We start from the raw sequence: 17,593 nt of genomic DNA, 5'->3' as shown, positions 1-17,593 counted from the left end.
GGAGGTTTAGGCGGCGGCGCCGCCCATGTAGCCAGGAAGCCAGCTTTCGAACCGGGTCTTGAGCGCGGCGACTTCAACCGACGCCTCACCGGCAATCGCCAGCGCCGTGCCGCCCGTTGTGCCGATGCGGGTGCACGGCACGTTGGCGCCGCGCATCTTGGCGAGGACGCGACCAGCCTCGGTCTCCGACACCGTCACCAGGTAGCGCGCCTGATCTTCGCCGAACCAATAGGCGTGCGGCACAATCGAGGCCGGCGCGGCCAGCAGCCGCGCGCCGATGCCGGAGGCCATCGCCATCTCTGCCAGCGCGACCAGCAGACCGCCGTCGGACAGGTCATGTGCCGCCGTCGCCGTGCCCGCATGGATCATGCCGCGCACGACGTCGCCGATGCGCTTTTCGGCGGCGAGATCGACCGGCGGCGGAGCGCCCTCCTCGCGACCGCAGACGTCGCGCAGATAGACCGACTGGCCGAGCCAGCCATGGGTGTCGCCGATCAAGAGGATCGCCTCGCCCTCGGCCTTGAAGGCGATGCTCGCCGACTTGGTGAAATCGTCGAGCAGGCCGACGCCGCCGATCGAAGGCGTCGGCAGGATCGCCCGGCCGTTGGTCTCATTGTAGAGCGAGACGTTGCCGGACACGACCGGGAAGTCGAGCGCGCGGCAGGCCTCCGAGATGCCCTTCAGGCAGCCGACGAACTGGCCCATGATCTCGGGCCGCTCCGGATTGCCGAAGTTGAGATTGTCGGTGATGGCGAGCGGCCGGCCGCCGACCGCGGTAATGTTGCGCCAGGCTTCCGCCACCGCCTGCTTGCCGCCTTCGAATGGATCGGCCTCGCAATAGCGCGGCGTGACGTCCACGGTGAGCGCAAGGCCCTTCGGACCGTCCTGCACGCGCACCACGGCGGCATCGCCGCCGGGGCGCTGCACGGTGTTGCCGAGAATGACGTGGTCGTACTGCTCCCAGATCCAACGCTTCGAGCACAGGTCGGGCGTCGCGATCAGCTTCTCCAGCGCCGGAATCACGTCCATCGGCGCTTTGACCTCGCGGGCGTGGATCACCGGCAGCGCGGGCGATGCGACATGCGGACGGTCATAGAGCGGCGCCTCGTCGCCGAGCTCCTTGATCGGCAGATCGGCCATGACGTCGCCGCCATGCTTGACCACGAAGCGCTTGCTCGGGGTGGTGTAGCCGACGACCGCGAAATCGAGGCCCCATTTGCGGAAGATCGCCTCGGCTTCCTTTTCCTTCTCAGGCTTGAGCACCATGAGCATGCGCTCCTGGCTCTCGGAGAGCATCATCTCGTAGGCGCTCATGCCGGTCTCGCGGGTCGGCACCGAGTCCAGATCGAGATCGACGCCGAGGTCTCCCTTGGCGCCCATCTCGACCGCCGAGCAGGTCAGGCCCGCCGCGCCCATGTCCTGGATCGCGATCACGCAATCGGCGGCCATGATCTCCAGGCACGCCTCGAGCAGCAGCTTCTCGGCGAAGGGATCGCCGACCTGCACCGTCGGGCGCTTCTCCTCGGAGGAATCGTCGAACTCGGCCGAGGCCATCGAGGCGCCGTGGATGCCGTCGCGCCCCGTTTTGGAGCCGAGATAGACGATCGGCATGTTCACGCCGGAGGCCGCCGCATAGAAGATCTTGTCGGCGTCGGCGAGGCCGACCGCCATGGCGTTGACCAGGATGTTGCCGTCATAGCGGGTGTGGAAGCGGGTCTGGCCGCCCACCGTGGGCACGCCGAACGAGTTGCCATAGCCGCCGATGCCGGCGACGACGCCGGACACGAGATGCTTGGTCTTGGGATGCTCCGGGGCCCCGAACGACAACGCGTTCAGGCAGGCGATCGGGCGGGCCCCCATGGTGAAGACGTCGCGAAGGATGCCGCCCACACCCGTGGTGGCACCCTGGTACGGCTCGATATAGCTCGGGTGGTTGTGGCTCTCCATCTTGAACACGACGGCTTGGCCATCGCCGATGTCGATGACGCCGGCGTTCTCGCCCGGGCCCTGGATCACCCAGGGCGCCTTGGTCGGCAGGCCCTTGAGATGGATGCGCGACGACTTGTACGAGCAATGCTCGTTCCACATCGCCGAGAAGATGCCGAGCTCGGTGAAGGTCGGCTCCCGGCCGATCAGCTTCAGGATGCGCTCATATTCGTCGGGCTTCAGGCCGTGGGCGGCGACGAGCTCGGGGGTGATCTGCGGTTCATTGCGCATGGAGAAATGCCTTTGCCCCGTGGGCCGCTGGTCCCTTAAACCCTGCTTCATAGAAAGCCGGGCCTGATGCGAAAAGGCCTTTTACGGCCCTCACCCGCCCTGTCCAGAGCTTTGGCCCGGACCGCGTGGCGGGATATTTGCAGAATGGCGATTGATCGGATTTAAGACGGTCAATCAACAGTTAAAGGCCCCGTCACGTGCACGATCTGTCCCGTTCCGCCTTCGAGAACCGCCCCGGCATCCACATCGCCTCCGACGGCGAATTCGCGGGCTGGCGCACCTGGATGCGCGACAGCTACGAATCCCACACCGGCCCGTTCTGGCACCGGATGGAGCAGGACGGCTCGATCCGTTGCGCCTTCCGGGTCGAGAAGAAGCACCTCAACGGCGCCGGCAACGTCCATGGCGGCTGCCTGATGACCTTCGCCGACTATTGCCTGTTCGCCTTTGCCGCCCCGATCCTGCAGGGCCCGGGCGTGACGGTGTCGTTCTCGTCGGAATTCCTCGATGCCGCGCGCGAGGGCGAATTGATCGAAGCCACCGGCGAGGTCACCCGCGCCGGCGCCTCGCTGATCTTCCTGCGCGGCATGCTGCATTCCGGCCCCAAGCCGCTGTTCTCGTTTTCCGGGACGATCAAGCGCGTGAAGCGCCGGACGCCGGAGACCGCGAGCTCGCCGTAGCGCGGGTCAAGAGCGATCATGTTCAACTCTCACCGTCATTCCGGGGCATTCGCGCGCAAAATGGCAAAGCCATTTTGAAGCAGCGCGAATGAGCCCGGAATCCATACCCCCAATCGGTGGCCGGGACGAAGATCGTCGCCGCGCGCAGCTCGCGACACATACCCGTTCGTGAGTATGGATTCCGGGCTCGCGCTACGCGCGCCCCGGAATGACGTGTGGAGAGAGCGAGGGTCGCCGCCTCTCCAACCTACCCAGCGATCTGCTTCTCGGCGACGGCGATCCACTCGGCCTGCGCTTTCCGGACGTGGCGCGGCGAGCGCTTCATCTGGATCAGGAGCTCGGTGAACACGACCTTGGCCTCGTCGACGCGGCCGACCGATTTGAGCAGCGATCCGTAGCGCGCCTTGGCCTCGCTGCTGGGCGCGTAGTCCAGGAGCGCCTGGTATTCCTCGAGCGCCTCATCGGTCCGGCCCGCATCCTGGAGCGCCCGCGCATAGAGCAGGTGCGCTTCGGTGGAGTTGTAGTCCGGCCACGTCTTCTGCAACTCGTCGAGCGTGGCTAGCGCGTCCGCAGGGCGCCGCCGCGCGAACTGCGCCTTGGCCTTGCCGAGCGCGAAGACCGGCTCATGGCCCATCGGCAGGCTGAGGATGTGGTCGTAGTGCCGCTCGGCCTCGTCATAGCGACCGATGGCGACGCATTCCTCGGCGAGCGCGGCGCGGTTGGCGATCGTGTCGGTGATCGCAACGCGGTCCGACAACTCGCGATAGTACTTCTCGGGATCGAGCTTGTTGGCGACGCGCTTGCGCGCCTTCTGGACGTCGTGGCTGCCCAACCATTCCGGCACCAGCTCGACCACGATGTAGGCCAGCGCGCCGATCATGGGCACCATCAGGATAATGAAGGCCCAGGGCTGCAGACGTCCTGTCCGCGACGCATGATAGATCAGCGAAATGTCGAGCAGCAGAACGACAAGCGCGATAGGCACGGCAAATCCCCCAGTCCCACAGCCGCAACGGTACACGCTTCGTTGATAGCGCGCTCCGATGGGCCCGACAATCCTGCGCTGTTGCAGCAGGACCGCCCATGGGCGTTTGACGCAATCACGTCACGGCGGGTTCAAGCGAGGGCACCGTCACGTTCGGCCTGCGCACTGCTGATCCTGGGCGCACACAAGCAAAGGGCGGAAGCGTGCCACGCTCCCGCCCTCGCTTCGCCAAATCGGTGGCGGCGGCCCTACTGCTGCTGGTCGATGACCTGCACCACCTTCTGGTCGCGCGGATCGATTAGAACCACCTGCTCGCCGATCGCGAGATACTGGTAGTTGGCAAGCTCCGGGTTGGCGCGCGCCAGCTCTTCGGGCACGCGGCGCAGGCTCAGGCAGCTCGAGCCGGACGAGGTTGACGAGGACGAGGTCGTCGAGCCCACGGTGCCCGTCTCCGTCGCGGCGCGGCGCAGGATCTGGCGCTGATCGTCCGACAGCACGATCCGGGTCGAGCTCACGCCGTAACCGCCGCGGTCGTAACCGCGATCGGCACGCATGCCGTTCTGCGGGATGACGTCGACGATCTCGCGGCTGCGCGGATCGACGATGGCGATCTCGTCATGCACGATCGTGTACTCGTAGCCGCGATATTCCGGCACGATGGTCACGATATCCGACGGCAGCGGACGCGGCCGCACCCGCTCCGGCAGGCGCTCGCCGATGCTGACATTGATGTTGATGTCGGTGCGCGCGCGGTCGAAGTCGCGATCACGCTTGAGCTGATCGACCACGCGGGTCTTCTGTTGCTCGTTGACCTGGACCTGCGCATTGGTGCGGGTGCCGTTCGGCTGGGTCTGGGTGTTGGCCTGACCGGTCTGCTGACTGGTGCCGGCCGGCGTGGTCTGCGGGTTCTGCTGCGCGGTCGAGTTCTTGCTGTCCGTAGCGGTCGGCTGATTGGCCTGCTTGCTGCGATCATTGTCCTGCTTGTCGCCCGTCTTGTCCGCCGACTTGTCGGAGGTGCCGGATTTGCGCTCGTCCTGGCTCTGGCGGGTCTTGTCCTTGTCGGGGCCGTTGCGATCGGCCTCGCGGTCGGACTTTCGATCCGTCGCGCCCGACTTGGACTCGGCGGCACGGTCCTGCTGTTGCTTGGACTCGGCCTTGCTCGACTCGGCCTTGGACGCCTCGGTCTTGGACTTGCTGTCCGACTGCTTGTCGGCTTGCTTGCTGTCGGTGGCCGACTTCGTCTCAGCGCTTTCCTTGGCATCGCGGCCGCGCTCGGCGGCTGCACCGCCCTTGCTCTCGGCGCTCTGCTTGGCGTCATGCGCCGGCCGCTCAGCCGCGCGTTCCTGCGCCTGTTCGCGCCCACCGGCTGCGGGCTCGCCGCGACGCGGCTCCTGCGCGCTCTGCTTTGCCTCGGACGCGCCGCGCTCAGCAGCCGCCGCACCGCCCTTCACTTCGCCCTTGGCTTCGCCCGCGGGCCGCGTCGCCTCCCGCGCCGTCGGCGCAGTCGCCCCGCCCTCACGCTTCATCTCGCCCTGCGCCGATGCAGCACCTGATGCCGTGCCGATTGCCAGGATGATCGCGGCCGTTCCCAGCCAGTGTTTCGTCGTCATGTGAGAACCTCCTTGGTTCCCTGCCCCAGTCGCGGGCGGACAACGCAAACAGCCGCCCGGCGTTGCCGGACGGCTGCAGAAAAAACAGCGGAACGAATTCGATGAACGGATCAGGCCGCGCGGTCGAGATGGGCGACGAGGCCGGCGAACAGGCCGCGGCCGTCGGTGCAGCCCATGATGTCCTCGACGTGATTCTCGGGATGCGGCATCATGCCGAGAACATTCCCCTTCTCGTTGACGATCCCGGCGATGGAATGCGCCGCGCCGTTGATGTTGCTGAGATCGCCGACCTCGCCCTCGGCCGAGCAGTAGCGATAGAGCACGCGCCCATCGCCATTGAGCCGCTTCAACGTTTCCTCGTCGGCCGCGTAGTTGCCCTCGCCATGGGCGACCGGCACGCGGATGACCTGGCCGGCATTGTAGCCGCGGGTGAACGGCGAATCCGAGCGCTCGACGCGCAGATGCACGTCCTTGCAGATGAACTTCAGCCGGTCGTTGCGCATCAGCACACCCGGCAGCAGGCCGGATTCGCACAGGATCTGGAAGCCGTTGCAGACGCCGAGCACCAGGCCGCCCTTGGCGGCGTGATCGCGCACCGCGTCCATGACAGGCGCCCGCGCCGCGATGGCGCCACAGCGCAGGTAGTCGCCATAGGAGAAGCCGCCGGGGACGACGACAAGATCGGTCCCCTTCGGCAGCGACGTCTCGGCGTGCCAGACCATCGCCGGCTCATGGCCGGAGATCATGCGCAGCGCCCGCGCCATGTCGCGTTCGCGGTTGATGCCGGGGAAGACGAGGATGGCGGATTTCATAGCGAAGGAGCTTCACTGAGTTCGAGGCGTCGCTCCATACGGTCAAACCTTTCGTCGAGGCGACCGAGTACCGCATATGCGTTTTGGAGATCCTGCATCATCGACAATTGGTAAGACCGGAGAGCAGTCAGATCGGCTCGCATCTCGTCGAACCGATGATCCGCGCGATCAAGCCGCTGTTGGATTTGCTTGAGAATCCCGAAGATCAGCTCGTTCGTCACCTCAGCCATGGCCAAGCCCCGTCAGCCCTTCATCTCGATGGCATAATTCTCGATCACCGTGTTGGCGAGCAGCTTGTCGGCGGCGGCCTTCAGGGCCGCCTCCGCCTTGGCCTTGTCGGCGCCGGCGAGCTCGATGTCGAACACCTTGCCCTGGCGCACGCTGGCGACGCCGTCGACGCCGAGCGATTTGAGGGCGCCCTCGATCGCCTTGCCCTGGGGATCGAGGATGCCGGTTTTCAGTGTCACCGTGACACGCGCTTTCACGTCTTGATTCCCTTTAGCTCTTGACCAGGACCGGGCCGGAGCCCGCCGGACGCTCGTTCTCGATGAGGATGCCGAGCCGCTTGGCGACCTCGGTATAGGCCTCCAGAAGGCCGCCAAGATCACGACGGAAGCGGTCCTTGTCGAGCTTCTCGTTCGACTTGATGTCCCACAACCGGCACGAATCGGGGGAAATCTCGTCGGCGACGATGATCCGCATCATCTCGTTCTCGAACAGCCGGCCGCATTCCATCTTGAAGTCGACGAGGCGGATGCCGATGCCGAGGAAGAGACCGGTCAGGAAATCGTTGACGCGGATGGCGAGCGCCATGATGTCGTCGATCTCCTGGGGCGTCGCCCAGCCGAACGCAGTGATGTGCTCTTCCGACACCATGGGGTCGTTGAGCTGGTCGTTCTTGTAATAGAATTCGATGATCGAACGCGGCAGCTGGGTGCCCTCCTCGATGCCGAGGCGCTGCGACAGCGAGCCAGCCGCCACGTTGCGCACCACGACCTCGAGCGGAACGATCTCGACCTCGCGAATCAACTGCTCGCGCATGTTGAGACGGCGGATGAAGTGGGTCGGCACCCCGATGTCGTTGAGGTGCTGAAACAGGTACTCCGAGATCCGGTTGTTGAGGACGCCCTTGCCTTCGATCACCTGGTGTTTCTTGGCATTGAAGGCGGTGGCGTCGTCCTTGAAGTGCTGGATCAGGGTGCCCGGCTCGGGACCTTCGTAAAGGACCTTGGCCTTGCCTTCATAAATGCGACGCCGACGGCTCATTGGGATGTACCGTGTTTTGTTGAAATCCATGAAATTGGTGGGCTCCGGATGATTTTGGACAGGACCACGACGGAGCTGCCGCGAGGCCCGGATCGGACGGAAACAGAACAAGAACCGGGCCAAATTGAACCTATCCCATTGGGGTCCCGAGCACAATCGATCCGGACTCCCGGACCTCAGTTTTACCGGCCTTCCTGCGGCCTCGTGCCCGTTGTATTGGCGTTGTGTTCCAATTATTTAGGCATGCGGCCACCGCCCCGCAACCGCCTGCGCGGTTAACCCTTTTCGGCAACACTGGAAGTTCCGGCTATGACCACGTTCGACAAGCGCGAGGACGCGTTCGAGAAGCAGTTCGCTCATGACGAGGAATTGAAATTCAAGGCGGAAGCCCGCCGCAACAAGCTCCTCGGCCTGTGGGCCGCCGAAAAGCTCGGCAAGTCCGGCGCTGACGCCGACGCCTATGCCAAGGACGTCATTGCGGCCGACTTCGAGGAAGCCGGCGACGCTGATGTCGTGCGCAAGGTGCTGGGCGATCTCTCGGCCAAGGGCGTCACCGAGGCCGAGATCCGGGCCAAGATGAGCGAGCTGCTGGCCACCGCGGTCGCGCAGATCAAGGCCGGGCAGTAACGCGCGAATAGCGAGTGGGCGAATAGCGAGTAGGGAATCCTTTCCTATTCGCTACTCGCTACTCCCTGCTCACCTATTCTTCTTTAAATCCATACTCCGGCACGTTGCCGCTCGCGCCGTAATACTTGTACGGCAGGAACTTGCCCGACATCGTGATCTTGACGCGGTCGCCCTTGGCGTTCGGCAGGCGCTCCATCACCATGTCGAAGTCGATCGCCGACATGATGCCGTCGCCGAACTCCTCCTGGATCAGCTCCTTCCAGGCCGGGCCGTTGATCATCACCAGCTCGTAGAAGCGGTAGATCAGCGGATCGGTCGGCGGCATCTGCACGCCCTCGCCGCGCATCGGCGTCTCGTTCAGCATTGAGATTTCTGATTTCGAGAGGCCAAACAGCTCGCCGGCATTGGCGGCCTGCGGCTTGGTCAGCTTCATCTGGCCGAGAATGGCGCCGACGATCAGCACCTCGGAATAGCCGCCGATCTTCTCGCAGATGTATTTCCAGCTCCAGCCCTTCTCGCGCTTGATGTCGAGCAGCTTCTCGGTGAGGTCGGATCGCTTCATGCTTGGTCTCCCTTGATGGGCCTTCGTTGAGGGTTTCTTCTGAGCGTCAGCGCGCCGCCGCCTGCGGCGCGTCGCTGTCGGCCGGCTTGGACGCGACGATCGTTGGCTCGGTGCGGCCGATCTTCACCACCGGCACCTTGCGCGGATCGTGATCCGGCATCTCCGCGGTGAAGGTCTTGCTGCGGCTGACCAGGAAATCGATGATGTGGTTGCGCAGCGAATAGTACAGCGGATGGCGGTGCAGATCGCCGCGCAGCCGGTCCTTGGGCAGTGGGTTCTCGACGATCTCGGCCAGCACCGCACCGGGGCCATTGGTCATCAGCACGATCTTGTCGGCGAGGTAGATCGCCTCGTCGACGTCGTGGGTGATCATGAACACGGTCTGCCCGGTCTCGACGCAGATGCGCCGGACCTCGTCCTGCAAGGTGCCGCGCGTCAGCGCGTCCAGCGCCGAGAACGGCTCGTCCATCAGCATGATCTTCGGCGTGATCGACAGCGCGCGGGCAATGCCGACGCGCTGCTTCATGCCGCCGGAAAGCTCCGAGGGACGCTTGTGCTCGGAGCCGGCGAGGCCGACCAGCTCGATATATTTCAGCGCATGCGCCTTGACCTTGGCGCGATCCCATTTGCGCCACTTGGACGAGACCGCATAGGCGACATTGCCCAGCACTGTCCGCCATGGCAGCAGCGCATGGCTCTGGAAGATCACGGCGCGGTCGAGGCTCGGCCCTTCGATGGCCTGGCCGTCGACGACGACCACGCCCTCGCTCGGCGCGTCCAGCCCGGCCAGGATGTTGAGCACCGTGGTCTTGCCGCAACCGGAATGCCCGATCACGCAGACGAACTCGCCCCTGGTCATGCCGAGCCAGAGGTTCTCGAAGATCGTCGTGCTCCGCGCGCCGTCATAACGCTTGGCAATGCCCTCGATGGAGATGAATTTGTCGCTCATGACGCGGTCTCTCCGTTCCCTCCCCCCTTGTGGGGGAGGGTCAGGGAGGGGGGGCCTCCACAAAGACTCTCGCTTGTGGCACCCCCACCCCTAACCCCTCCCCGCAAGGGGGAGGGGAACAGAGTCGCGCCCGTTGCAGCAGCTTGCCCGATCATGCGCCCTACTCCGGAAACGTCACGAGCCGCGAGACGCGGGCGAGGAGCTGGTCCAGCACCATGCCGACCACGCCGATCATCAGGATGGCGATGATCACATTGGTGATCGACAGGTTATTCCACTCGTTCCAGACGAAGTAGCCGATGCCGGTGCCGCCGACGAGCATCTCGGCCGCCACGATCACGAGCCAGGCGATGCCGATCGAGATCCGCATGCCCGTCAGGATCGTCGGCGCCGCCGCCGGCAGGATCACCGTGAAGGCGCGCCGGAAATTCCCGACCTCCAAGGTGCGCGCGACGTTGATCCACTCCTTGCGCACGCTCGCGACGCCGAACGCGGTGTTGATCAGCATCGGCCACACCGAGCAGATGAAGATCACGAAGATCGCCGACAGGCTGGAATCCTTGATGGTGTAGAGCGCCAGCGGCATCCAGGCGAGCGGCGAGATCGGCTTGAGGATCTGGATGAACGGATCCAGCGCCTTGCTCATCAACGGCGACATGCCGATCAAAAAGCCGAGCGGAATCGCGATGGCGACCGCGATCAGATAGCCCAGCATGACACGCCCGATCGAGTAGGCGAGCTGGATGCCGAGCCCCTTGTCGTTGGGGCCGTTGTCGTAGAACGGCCGCTTCAAATGCTCCCACAGCTTGGCGCCGACATCGAGCGGCCCGGGCATGGCGGACTTGCCTTGGGTGGCGGTCATGCCCATCAGCTTGGCGTATTCCGGGCTCATGTTGGCGGCCGTGCCGGTGCTGCGCGTGGCAAGATGCCAGGCGCCGAGGAACACGGCGAGAAGGACGATCGAGACGACGGCGGCGCGCAGCCGGAGTGAGGTGGTCATCAGCAGCCCCACCTGCCGCCTTCATCCCGGCGAACGCCGGGATCCATAACCACCGAATCCGATGGATGGATAAGATATTCTCCACCAGCCCTGCCCCACGACAGGTCACGGCGTATGGGTCCCGGCGTTCGCCGGGACGACACCATTGGCGAGGCCGACAGCGCTGCTCCCATCACGACGCCTTCTTGATCTTGAAGCTCGCCACGTAATCGTCCGGCTTGGTCGGGTCAAAGCTCTTGCCCATCACCGAGAACGACTTGTAGGAATCCTTCGGCGGCGAGAGCCCCATCTCCGTCATGACCTTGCGAGTATCTGTGGCGAGATAGATCTGCTCGGCGACAGCCTTGTAGTCGACGTCTCCCTTGATCTGGCCCCAGCGCTTCATCTGGGTCAGCATCCACACCGCGAAGGACTGCCACGGGAACGGATCGAAATCGACGCGCTTCGGGTCGGTCTTCACGCCACCGAGACCGTCGGCATAGGTGCCGGTCAGCACCTGCTCCAGCACGGTCACCGGCGCGTTGATGTAGTTGGCCGGCGCGATCGCCTCCGCGATCTGCTTGCGGTTCTCGGCCTTTGACGCATAGGCGGTCGCGTCGACGATGGCGCGGGTCAGCGCGGCAAAGCTGTTCGGCGCCGTCGTGATGAACTCGCGGCTGGCGGCGAAACTGCAGCAGGGATGGCCGTCCCAGATCTCCTTCGACAGGATGTGCAGGAAGCCGACGCCGTCATAGATCGCGCGCTGGCAGATGTTGTCGGGGGCGAGGAAGCCGTCGATGTTGTCGGCCCGGAGATTGGCGACCATTTCCGGCGGCGGCACCGAGCGCAGCTGCACGTCGGTATCGGGATCGATGCCGTGCTCGGCGAGGTAGTAGCGCAGCAGGTAATTATGCATCGAATAGTCGAACGGAATGGCGAATTTCAGCCCCTTCCAGTCCTTCGGGTCGCGCTTGTCCTTGTGCTTCATCGACAGCACGATGCCCTGCCCGTTGATGTTCTCGATCGCGGGCACGGTGAACGGGATCGGTTGCGCGCCGAGCCCTAGCGAGATCGCGATCGGCATCGGCGCCAGCATGTGCGCGGCGTCGTATTCCTTGTTGATGGTCTTGTCGCGGATCACGGCCCAGCCGGCGGTCTTGACCACCTCGACGTTCAGGCCAGCCTTGGCATAGAAGCCGAGCGGCGCGGCCATGATGATCGGCGTCGCGCAGGTGATCGGGATGAAGCCGACCTTGAGATCCTTCTTCTCGGGCGTGCCGGCCTGCGCGAACGCTTCGGTCGCGGTCTTCAGTGGGAAGAACTGAGAAACAGCCGCGAGCGCCGTGGCGGCGCCGACCGTCTTCAGGAACGCGCGGCGCGTGGCAACCTCGGGGAACACGGCGCGCAGCACGGCCGAAGCGACCACGTTCTCGTACTGCTTCTCAGTGGAGTCCACCACCGGCTCACAGCGCAGCGCCATGGCGTGCTCGTGTTCGGCCGGGCTGCGATGCTGGCCGCAGATACAACCGGCATTCACGCGAGACTCGGCATCGAACGGATCATCGAAAATCGACATGTGCTGCGCCCCTTTGTCACACCTGTAGTCAGACTCGCGCTATCAGCGCCTTCAAACTGCTCATCCGGCCGCGTTTTTCAGCGGCCGGACGTGCATCTCATGCAGCTTCTATGCCGCTTTGCTGGTCAGCGCCGGCATCGGGAGACCTTCCTCGATCGGCAGCGAGGGATCGCGCGACCACTCGTTCCACGAGCCGAAATACATCCGCACATCCTTCACGCCGGCGTTCTTCAACGCGAGGAAGGTGTTCGATGCGCGCGCGCCCTTAAAGCAGTAGAGATAGACCGGCGTATCAACCGTGATGCCGACGGTGGCGCATTCGGCGAGGATCTCGTCCTTCGACTTGAAGCGCGGGCCTTCGCCGGTCGGCTTCATCATGCGGTACCATTCGAGCCAGACGGCGCCGGGGATGCGGCCCTTGCGCGGACAGAAGTCCTTGCCGTAGGGCGAGGAGGAATCGCCGATCCACTCGTCGACGTCGCGGACGTCGAGGATCGCGATCGCCGGATTGCCGACGGCAGCGAGCATGGCTTTCGCATCGATCAGGATGCTGCCCGCCTCCGGCACGATCTTGAACGAAGCCTTGGCCGGCGACGGCACATCGGTGGTGACCGGCAGGCCTGCCGCGGCCCAGGCGTCGTAGCCGCCATGCAGCACCTTGACCTTGGGATAGCCGAGCATGGTGAGCAGGAAGTAGCCGCGGCACGACTGGCCGAAGCCGGAGTTCATCGACTGCTCATAGACTACGGCGGTTTCCGCGCCCGACAGGCCGGCGGCGCCGAACGCGTCGGCGAACTTGGTCTTCAGCTCCTCGATACCCTCCGGGGTCGACGTCGCGAGATAGGTGAAGATCTCATGGACGTTGACGGCGCCGGGAAGATGGCCCGCAGCGTAGGCATCGGGATTACGGGTGTCGATGACGACACACGGCTCTGTCTTGATGAAGTCAGCGAGTTCGCCGGCAGTAATCAGTACGTCCGTCATGGCAGGCCTCTCCTGGTCTAAACTTCGTTGTTTGCCGTTCTCGCCGGCGTCAGCCGTCGGCGAGCATCTTGCGGAGCTGCTTGGTCGCGGGGGTGACGATCGCGACGAAATAGGCCTCGCGCAGGCGACGTTCGGCGCGATTGCCCTTGATGTAGCCGCGCGCCCCGCAATGGAGCATCGCGGCATGAGCGGCGGCGACGCTGGCCTCGCCCGCCCGCAGGCGGAGCGCGACCACCTTGCGCCAGTAGGTCTCGTCGGTGTTGTAGGGATCGCTGGCGAGCGCAGCGGTCTCCCTGGCGAGCTCGTCGGCGAGTGCGCTGAAATCGACCGGCTGTTGCGGCAGATAACGATTGACGTGGCCGAGCGGCGCCTCGACCTCCTGCATGATCTTGATGCAGTCCTTGATCAGGCCGAGCGCCATGCCGGCCTGCAGCAGGATAAAGCCGGCACGGATCTTCTTGACGAAGGGCCCCGCTGGATCGGCGAGGATCAGCTCATCCGGCACGAAGAGGTCACGGAACTGAATGCCGTAGGTGCCGGTGCCGTCCATGGCGAGGAACGGCTGACACGGCTGCAAGGTCACTGCCGGGTCAGAACAATCGGCCACGAACATCACGATCTCGCCGGGCGCATCCTCGCGCTCGAAGATGGTGCCGAACATGTGGTCCGGCCCGAGGTTGGAGACCCAGGGCAGCGCGCCGCGCACGACATAGCCGCCCTCGACCTTCCGCCCCTTCAGCTTGAGCTTCTCGATGCCGAAGAAGCTCTTCATCGGATTCGAGAGCCCGGTGCCGCCGAGCAGCTTGCCGCTGGCGGCATCGTCGAGCAGACGATCCTTCAGCGCCGCATTGCTCGAATTGGCGATGTACCAGACCAGCGTGTTCTGGCACCACGCCATGAAGGCGGAGGCGCCGCAGACCTCGCCGATCGCCGCGATGGAGCCGATGGCGCAGTTGAGATCGGCTGCGCCATCTTCCGGCACATGGCTGCTCCAAGCGCCAACCTCGCCGAAGCGGCGGAGCACGTCAGCCGGATACACCGTGCCGGCGTCGATGCCAGAGGCCAGCGGCGCGAGCTCGTTGCGCGCGATCGCCGCGACCTGCTCCACGGTCGACGGCACGGGCATCACGCCCGCCCCATCGACCGCCAGATGCTGTCCGAGTGAACCCATGATGACGCCCTCCGCTGCGCGTGGTCAGCTCAGATCCCGACTTCGAGATTGACCGGGCGCGTGAAGGTGTTGGCGACCGGCGACCACTTCTTGACGTGATCGATCAGCGCCTGGACATCGTCCTTGGAGATGCCCTCGCACTCCATGTCGACCTTGACGCGCACATCGGTGAAGCCGACGGGCTTCTCGGACACGTCGCCCGTGCCCCAGACCGCGGTGATGTTGAGATCGCCCTCGAGCTCCAGCTCGAGCTTGTTGACGATCCAGCCGCGATGCACGGCATTGGCGTGCAGGCCGACCGCGAGGCACGAGCCGAGCGCGGCAAGCGAAGCTTCCGACGGATTCGGCGCGGTGTCGTCGCCCAGCAGCCCCGGCGGCTCGTCGACGATGTAGGGCGCGAGGTTGCGGATGTAGTTGGCGTGGCGAAACTTGCCCTCCGCGACGGTCTTGCACTTCAGGGTCTTGATGACCTTGGGGTTGGCCTTGCCGTTGGCGATGAGCTGTTCGAGCCCGCCCTTGTCGATGGGGGCAAGGCAGCCCGTCAGCGCCGTCTTCTGAACCACAGCGGTCATCTCTTTTCTCTCCCTGGGATCGAGGATACCGAACGGTCTGTTTCCTGCACGAAGCGTGCCAGGGAGCCTGGATTTCAAAAGGCAGAATGATCCTCGCGGCTTAGATGATGATGGCAAGATCGGGCCCGCCCGAGCCTGCCCAAGCGCCATGCAGAGTGCTGCCATCAGCGATGAAATTGAGCGCAGCGCTGCCTCATCCGCATCAGCGGCCTTGCTGACTCACGCGCACAGCGCATAAGCTTGCGCGCATGGGCAAGAAAGAGATCAAGCCGGCCGCGGGCAAACACTCAGCCAAGAAGAAGGCGGTCGCGCGACCGATCGCCGCTGGTGATGACGAGTCGGCGCGCGGCCGCCTGCTCGGCGCGGCGACGCATCTGTTCTGCAAGAACGGCATCAACGCCACCGGCATCGATGCCATCATCGGCGAGGCCGGCACGGCGAAGACCACGTTGTACAAACTGTTCGGATCGAAGACCGCGCTCGTCACCGCCGTGCTCGAGAGCGAAGGCAAGCAGTGGCGGGAATGGTTCATCGGCGCGATGGAGAGCGGCGGCGGTGACGCCGAGACCAAGCTCGCGCGCATCTTCCCGGCGCTGAAGAGCTGGTTCAGCGAGGAGCGGTTCTACGGCTGCCCCTTCATCAACGCGGTCGGCGAGCACGACAAGGACCAGAAGCAGTTTCGCACCATCGCGCTGCGCCACAAGAAGGTGGTGCTGGCGCATATCGAAAAGCTGGCTCGCGAAATGGGCGCGGCGGAGCCGGAGAGTTTTGCGCATCAGCTGGCGCTGCTGATCGACGGCGCGATCGTCGCCGCCATGGTGTCGCGCAATCCTGATGTCGCCGATACGGCGGGCATCGCGGCGAGCGCGCTGTTCGAGCCGGCGAAGCACAAGACGGCCAGGCGCGCTGGAAAAGCGGATCCGCAGCTTGCGGCGGTGTGAGCCAATCTCAACGTAGCCGCTACGTCACGCTTTTATCTCGGCTACGAGCTGTTCGTTTGAGGAGAGCTATTTCGGCGCGTCATTGCGAGCGCAGCGAAGCAATCCAGAGTCCCGCTCACCACCCTGGATTGCTTCGCTGCGCTCGCAATGACGAGGCGAGATCGTGCCTTGCTTACGCGGATCGTGGGGCCGCGCGGGTCCGGCCGTTTAGGGAAGCCCCGAGGCGAGACCTAGCGGAAGTAATCCGCCACGCGCTGCAAATCGGCCTGATCTGCCCCTGCCCCGTTGAGGCTCGCATCGATGATGCGGCGGCAGGCGGCGACGGTGGCTTCGTCGCCGAGCTCATTGGCGGCTTCGAGTACGTGCCAGGCGGCATCGACCGCGGCGCGGTCCACGGCGTCGCGGCCACCGTGCCCTCGCCCGCTGTGGAGATGAAGTCCCATGCCATTCATCCGCGGTCACCTCTCTCGCTTGGACCTCAATGCGCCACGGCCCGTGGCGCATGCTTGACGCCGGATTTTCCGGCATTCTTTCGCGTCTGGTAGAATTCGAGCACGCTGCGCGACGTCTGGGTATGAAGCCGGATGTAGTCGCGCTCCAGGTCGTCCAGTTCGCCGGCCGTCATCTTGTGCTCGCGGGCGCCGAGGAAAGCGAGCGCCATCATCGTGTCCCACGAAAAGCCGAGCGCCTTGGCCAGCATCAGCAGCATCTCACGGTTGCGGTCGAACAGCGCGCGGTCGACGACGTCGACAGGCAGGCCCGACAGCAGCGACAGGCCGATCGTGACCTCGTCGACCTTGTGCGCGGTCGCATAGCCGGCGATGGTGCTCTCCTGCAGATTGCCGAGCCGATGCTGGATCGTCACGGTGCGCTTGGCGACGAAGTAGTTGCGCGATCCCGGCCCGAACTTCGATTGCAGATCGCCGGCGATGTTGGCGACCGAGCTCTCGATCTCGCCCATCAGCTCCGGGCGCTCGCTGGCCAGCCGCTTGCCGACATCGTCCGACGCCTTGGCGATCAGTTGCTGGAACAGATGCCGCGGGATGTCGAGGCGGCGGCCGAGATGCTCGGCCAGGATGGAATCGTTCTCGGCGCGCTTGACCATGTGCAGGAAGCCCGAGCCTGAGAACTGGGCGCCGTGGTTGCGCGCCACTGCGGTGGCGACCTCGCGGTCGCCGCGCCGCGCCAGCACGTCCGTCACCTCGGGGCTCAGCGACTTGCGCTCGGCGATGGCGAGCAGATGCGCCTGGCTCTTGGTGCTGGCATTCTCGACCAGCGCGGCGTCGTCGAGCCGTTCGGACTCGCGCAGCACCGGGCCGGCGACCCAGATCTCGTCGTCGAAGGCGAGCTTGCGGATCACGCTGGCGGGCGAATACTCGATCCTGGCGAGACGATCGGCGAGCTTGGCGCGCGCCTCGACCTCGATCTCGTCCGCGAGCCGGCCGATCACCTCGCCGAAGGTCGAGATCTCCTCCTCGCAATAGCGGCCGGCGAGCAACAGATCAGTCGCATGCCACAGCGCCCGTTCGCGGCTGTCGGCCGTGCCACGCGCAATCGCGTCTTCGAGGTCGCGCAATACCGATTTAGTCTCGTTCATGATGATGAGCCGTCACGCCGCAATGAGGAAAGGTATGCTGCCAACTATACCGTCAAAGCACGAGC

At 64.9% G+C, this 17,593-nt stretch carries 19 protein-coding genes; 3 read left to right on the top strand and 16 right to left on the bottom strand.

Annotated elements, in window-relative coordinates; all coding sequences use genetic code 11:
• Positions 1-6 precede the first annotated feature (6 nt).
• On the bottom strand, positions 7-2,217 hold the full coding sequence (purL, locus tag ACQR1L_RS13490; protein ID WP_434858450.1) for a phosphoribosylformylglycinamidine synthase subunit PurL: 2,211 nt from the start codon (positions 2,215-2,217) through the stop codon (positions 7-9).
• 197 nt (positions 2,218-2,414) lie between these two features.
• On the opposite strand from purL, the gene ACQR1L_RS13485 reads away from it, so the two are divergent.
• Positions 2,415-2,897 carry a PaaI family thioesterase gene (locus ACQR1L_RS13485; protein WP_434858449.1) on the top strand — a complete coding sequence of 161 codons (483 nt, stop codon included), beginning with the start codon at positions 2,415-2,417 and terminating at the stop codon, positions 2,895-2,897.
• Between the two features lie 247 nt (positions 2,898-3,144).
• Here ACQR1L_RS13485 and ACQR1L_RS13480 read toward each other — a convergent pair whose 3' ends face one another.
• The 6 genes from ACQR1L_RS13480 to purC all read right to left on the bottom strand — a co-directional run bounded on the left by ACQR1L_RS13480 (position 3,145) and on the right by purC (position 7,570).
• A complete protein-coding gene (locus tag ACQR1L_RS13480) occupies positions 3,145-3,882 on the bottom strand; it encodes a tetratricopeptide repeat protein (RefSeq protein WP_434858448.1) in 738 nt (245 codons plus the stop codon).
• A gap of 248 nt (positions 3,883-4,130) precedes the next feature.
• Positions 4,131-5,408, bottom strand: a complete 1,278-nt coding sequence (locus ACQR1L_RS13475) for a DUF1236 domain-containing protein (RefSeq protein WP_434858775.1) — start codon at positions 5,406-5,408, stop codon at positions 4,131-4,133.
• Positions 5,409-5,602: 194 nt separating this feature from the next.
• Entirely contained in the window at positions 5,603-6,304 is a 702-nt protein-coding gene (purQ, locus tag ACQR1L_RS13470) for a phosphoribosylformylglycinamidine synthase subunit PurQ (protein WP_434858447.1), read from the bottom strand.
• A complete protein-coding gene (locus ACQR1L_RS13465; RefSeq protein ID WP_434858446.1) occupies positions 6,301-6,534 on the bottom strand; it encodes a hypothetical protein in 234 nt (77 codons plus the stop codon). The genes purQ and ACQR1L_RS13465 overlap by 4 nt, the downstream gene beginning before the upstream one ends.
• A gap of 12 nt (positions 6,535-6,546) precedes the next feature.
• On the bottom strand, positions 6,547-6,789 hold the full coding sequence (purS, locus tag ACQR1L_RS13460; protein WP_434858445.1) for a phosphoribosylformylglycinamidine synthase subunit PurS: 243 nt from the start codon (positions 6,787-6,789) through the stop codon (positions 6,547-6,549).
• 13 nt (positions 6,790-6,802) lie between these two features.
• Entirely contained in the window at positions 6,803-7,570 is a 768-nt protein-coding gene (purC, locus tag ACQR1L_RS13455; RefSeq protein ID WP_016843454.1) for a phosphoribosylaminoimidazolesuccinocarboxamide synthase, read from the bottom strand.
• A gap of 309 nt (positions 7,571-7,879) precedes the next feature.
• Here purC and ACQR1L_RS13450 point away from each other — a divergent pair, with 309 nt between their 5' ends.
• Positions 7,880-8,197, top strand: coding sequence for a DUF1476 domain-containing protein (locus ACQR1L_RS13450; RefSeq protein ID WP_434858444.1), 318 nt, complete (start codon positions 7,880-7,882; stop codon positions 8,195-8,197).
• Between the two features lie 73 nt (positions 8,198-8,270).
• Here the strand turns inward: ACQR1L_RS13450 and cynS are convergent, their stop codons facing one another.
• The 7 genes from cynS to ACQR1L_RS13415 form a co-directional block, all read right to left on the bottom strand.
• Positions 8,271-8,759 (bottom strand): cyanase, encoded by a 489-nt coding sequence (gene cynS / locus ACQR1L_RS13445; protein WP_315782342.1) that lies wholly within the window; start codon positions 8,757-8,759, stop codon positions 8,271-8,273.
• A 46-nt stretch (positions 8,760-8,805) separates the two neighbouring features.
• The gene (locus ACQR1L_RS13440) at positions 8,806-9,708 is read right to left on the bottom strand and encodes an ABC transporter ATP-binding protein (RefSeq protein WP_434858443.1); all 903 of its coding nucleotides are present in this window, start codon (positions 9,706-9,708) and stop codon (positions 8,806-8,808) included.
• A gap of 160 nt (positions 9,709-9,868) precedes the next feature.
• Positions 9,869-10,708, bottom strand: a complete 840-nt coding sequence (ntrB, locus tag ACQR1L_RS13435; protein ID WP_434858442.1) for a nitrate ABC transporter permease — start codon at positions 10,706-10,708, stop codon at positions 9,869-9,871.
• 172 nt (positions 10,709-10,880) lie between these two features.
• Entirely contained in the window at positions 10,881-12,263 is a 1,383-nt protein-coding gene (locus ACQR1L_RS13430) for a CmpA/NrtA family ABC transporter substrate-binding protein (protein WP_434858441.1), read from the bottom strand.
• 108 nt (positions 12,264-12,371) lie between these two features.
• Positions 12,372-13,247 (bottom strand): sulfurtransferase, encoded by an 876-nt coding sequence (locus ACQR1L_RS13425; RefSeq protein ID WP_434858440.1) that lies wholly within the window; start codon positions 13,245-13,247, stop codon positions 12,372-12,374.
• Between the two features lie 49 nt (positions 13,248-13,296).
• Positions 13,297-14,418: an acyl-CoA dehydrogenase family protein gene (locus ACQR1L_RS13420; RefSeq protein WP_434858439.1), complete on the bottom strand. Its 1,122-nt coding sequence runs from the start codon at positions 14,416-14,418 to the stop codon at positions 13,297-13,299.
• 29 nt (positions 14,419-14,447) lie between these two features.
• Positions 14,448-14,990, bottom strand: coding sequence for an OsmC family protein (locus tag ACQR1L_RS13415; protein WP_434858438.1), 543 nt, complete (start codon positions 14,988-14,990; stop codon positions 14,448-14,450).
• A 248-nt stretch (positions 14,991-15,238) separates the two neighbouring features.
• Between ACQR1L_RS13415 and ACQR1L_RS13410 the strand changes: the two genes are divergently transcribed.
• On the top strand, positions 15,239-15,931 hold the full coding sequence (locus ACQR1L_RS13410; RefSeq protein WP_434858437.1) for a TetR/AcrR family transcriptional regulator: 693 nt from the start codon (positions 15,239-15,241) through the stop codon (positions 15,929-15,931).
• A gap of 230 nt (positions 15,932-16,161) precedes the next feature.
• On the opposite strand, the gene ACQR1L_RS13405 is transcribed toward ACQR1L_RS13410, so the two are convergent.
• Positions 16,162-16,383 carry a hypothetical protein gene (locus tag ACQR1L_RS13405; RefSeq protein ID WP_434858436.1) on the bottom strand — a complete coding sequence of 74 codons (222 nt, stop codon included), beginning with the start codon at positions 16,381-16,383 and terminating at the stop codon, positions 16,162-16,164.
• Between the two features lie 26 nt (positions 16,384-16,409).
• On the bottom strand, positions 16,410-17,528 hold the full coding sequence (locus ACQR1L_RS13400; RefSeq protein WP_434858435.1) for a DUF2336 domain-containing protein: 1,119 nt from the start codon (positions 17,526-17,528) through the stop codon (positions 16,410-16,412).
• Between the last annotated feature and the right edge of the window lie 65 nt (positions 17,529-17,593).

This window comes from Bradyrhizobium sp. HKCCYLR20261 (assembly GCF_051168435.1).
Lineage (GTDB): Bacteria > Pseudomonadota > Alphaproteobacteria > Rhizobiales > Xanthobacteraceae > Bradyrhizobium.
Note: the sequence above shows the minus strand (reverse complement) of the source record. Positions and strands in the feature narration are given on the sequence as shown.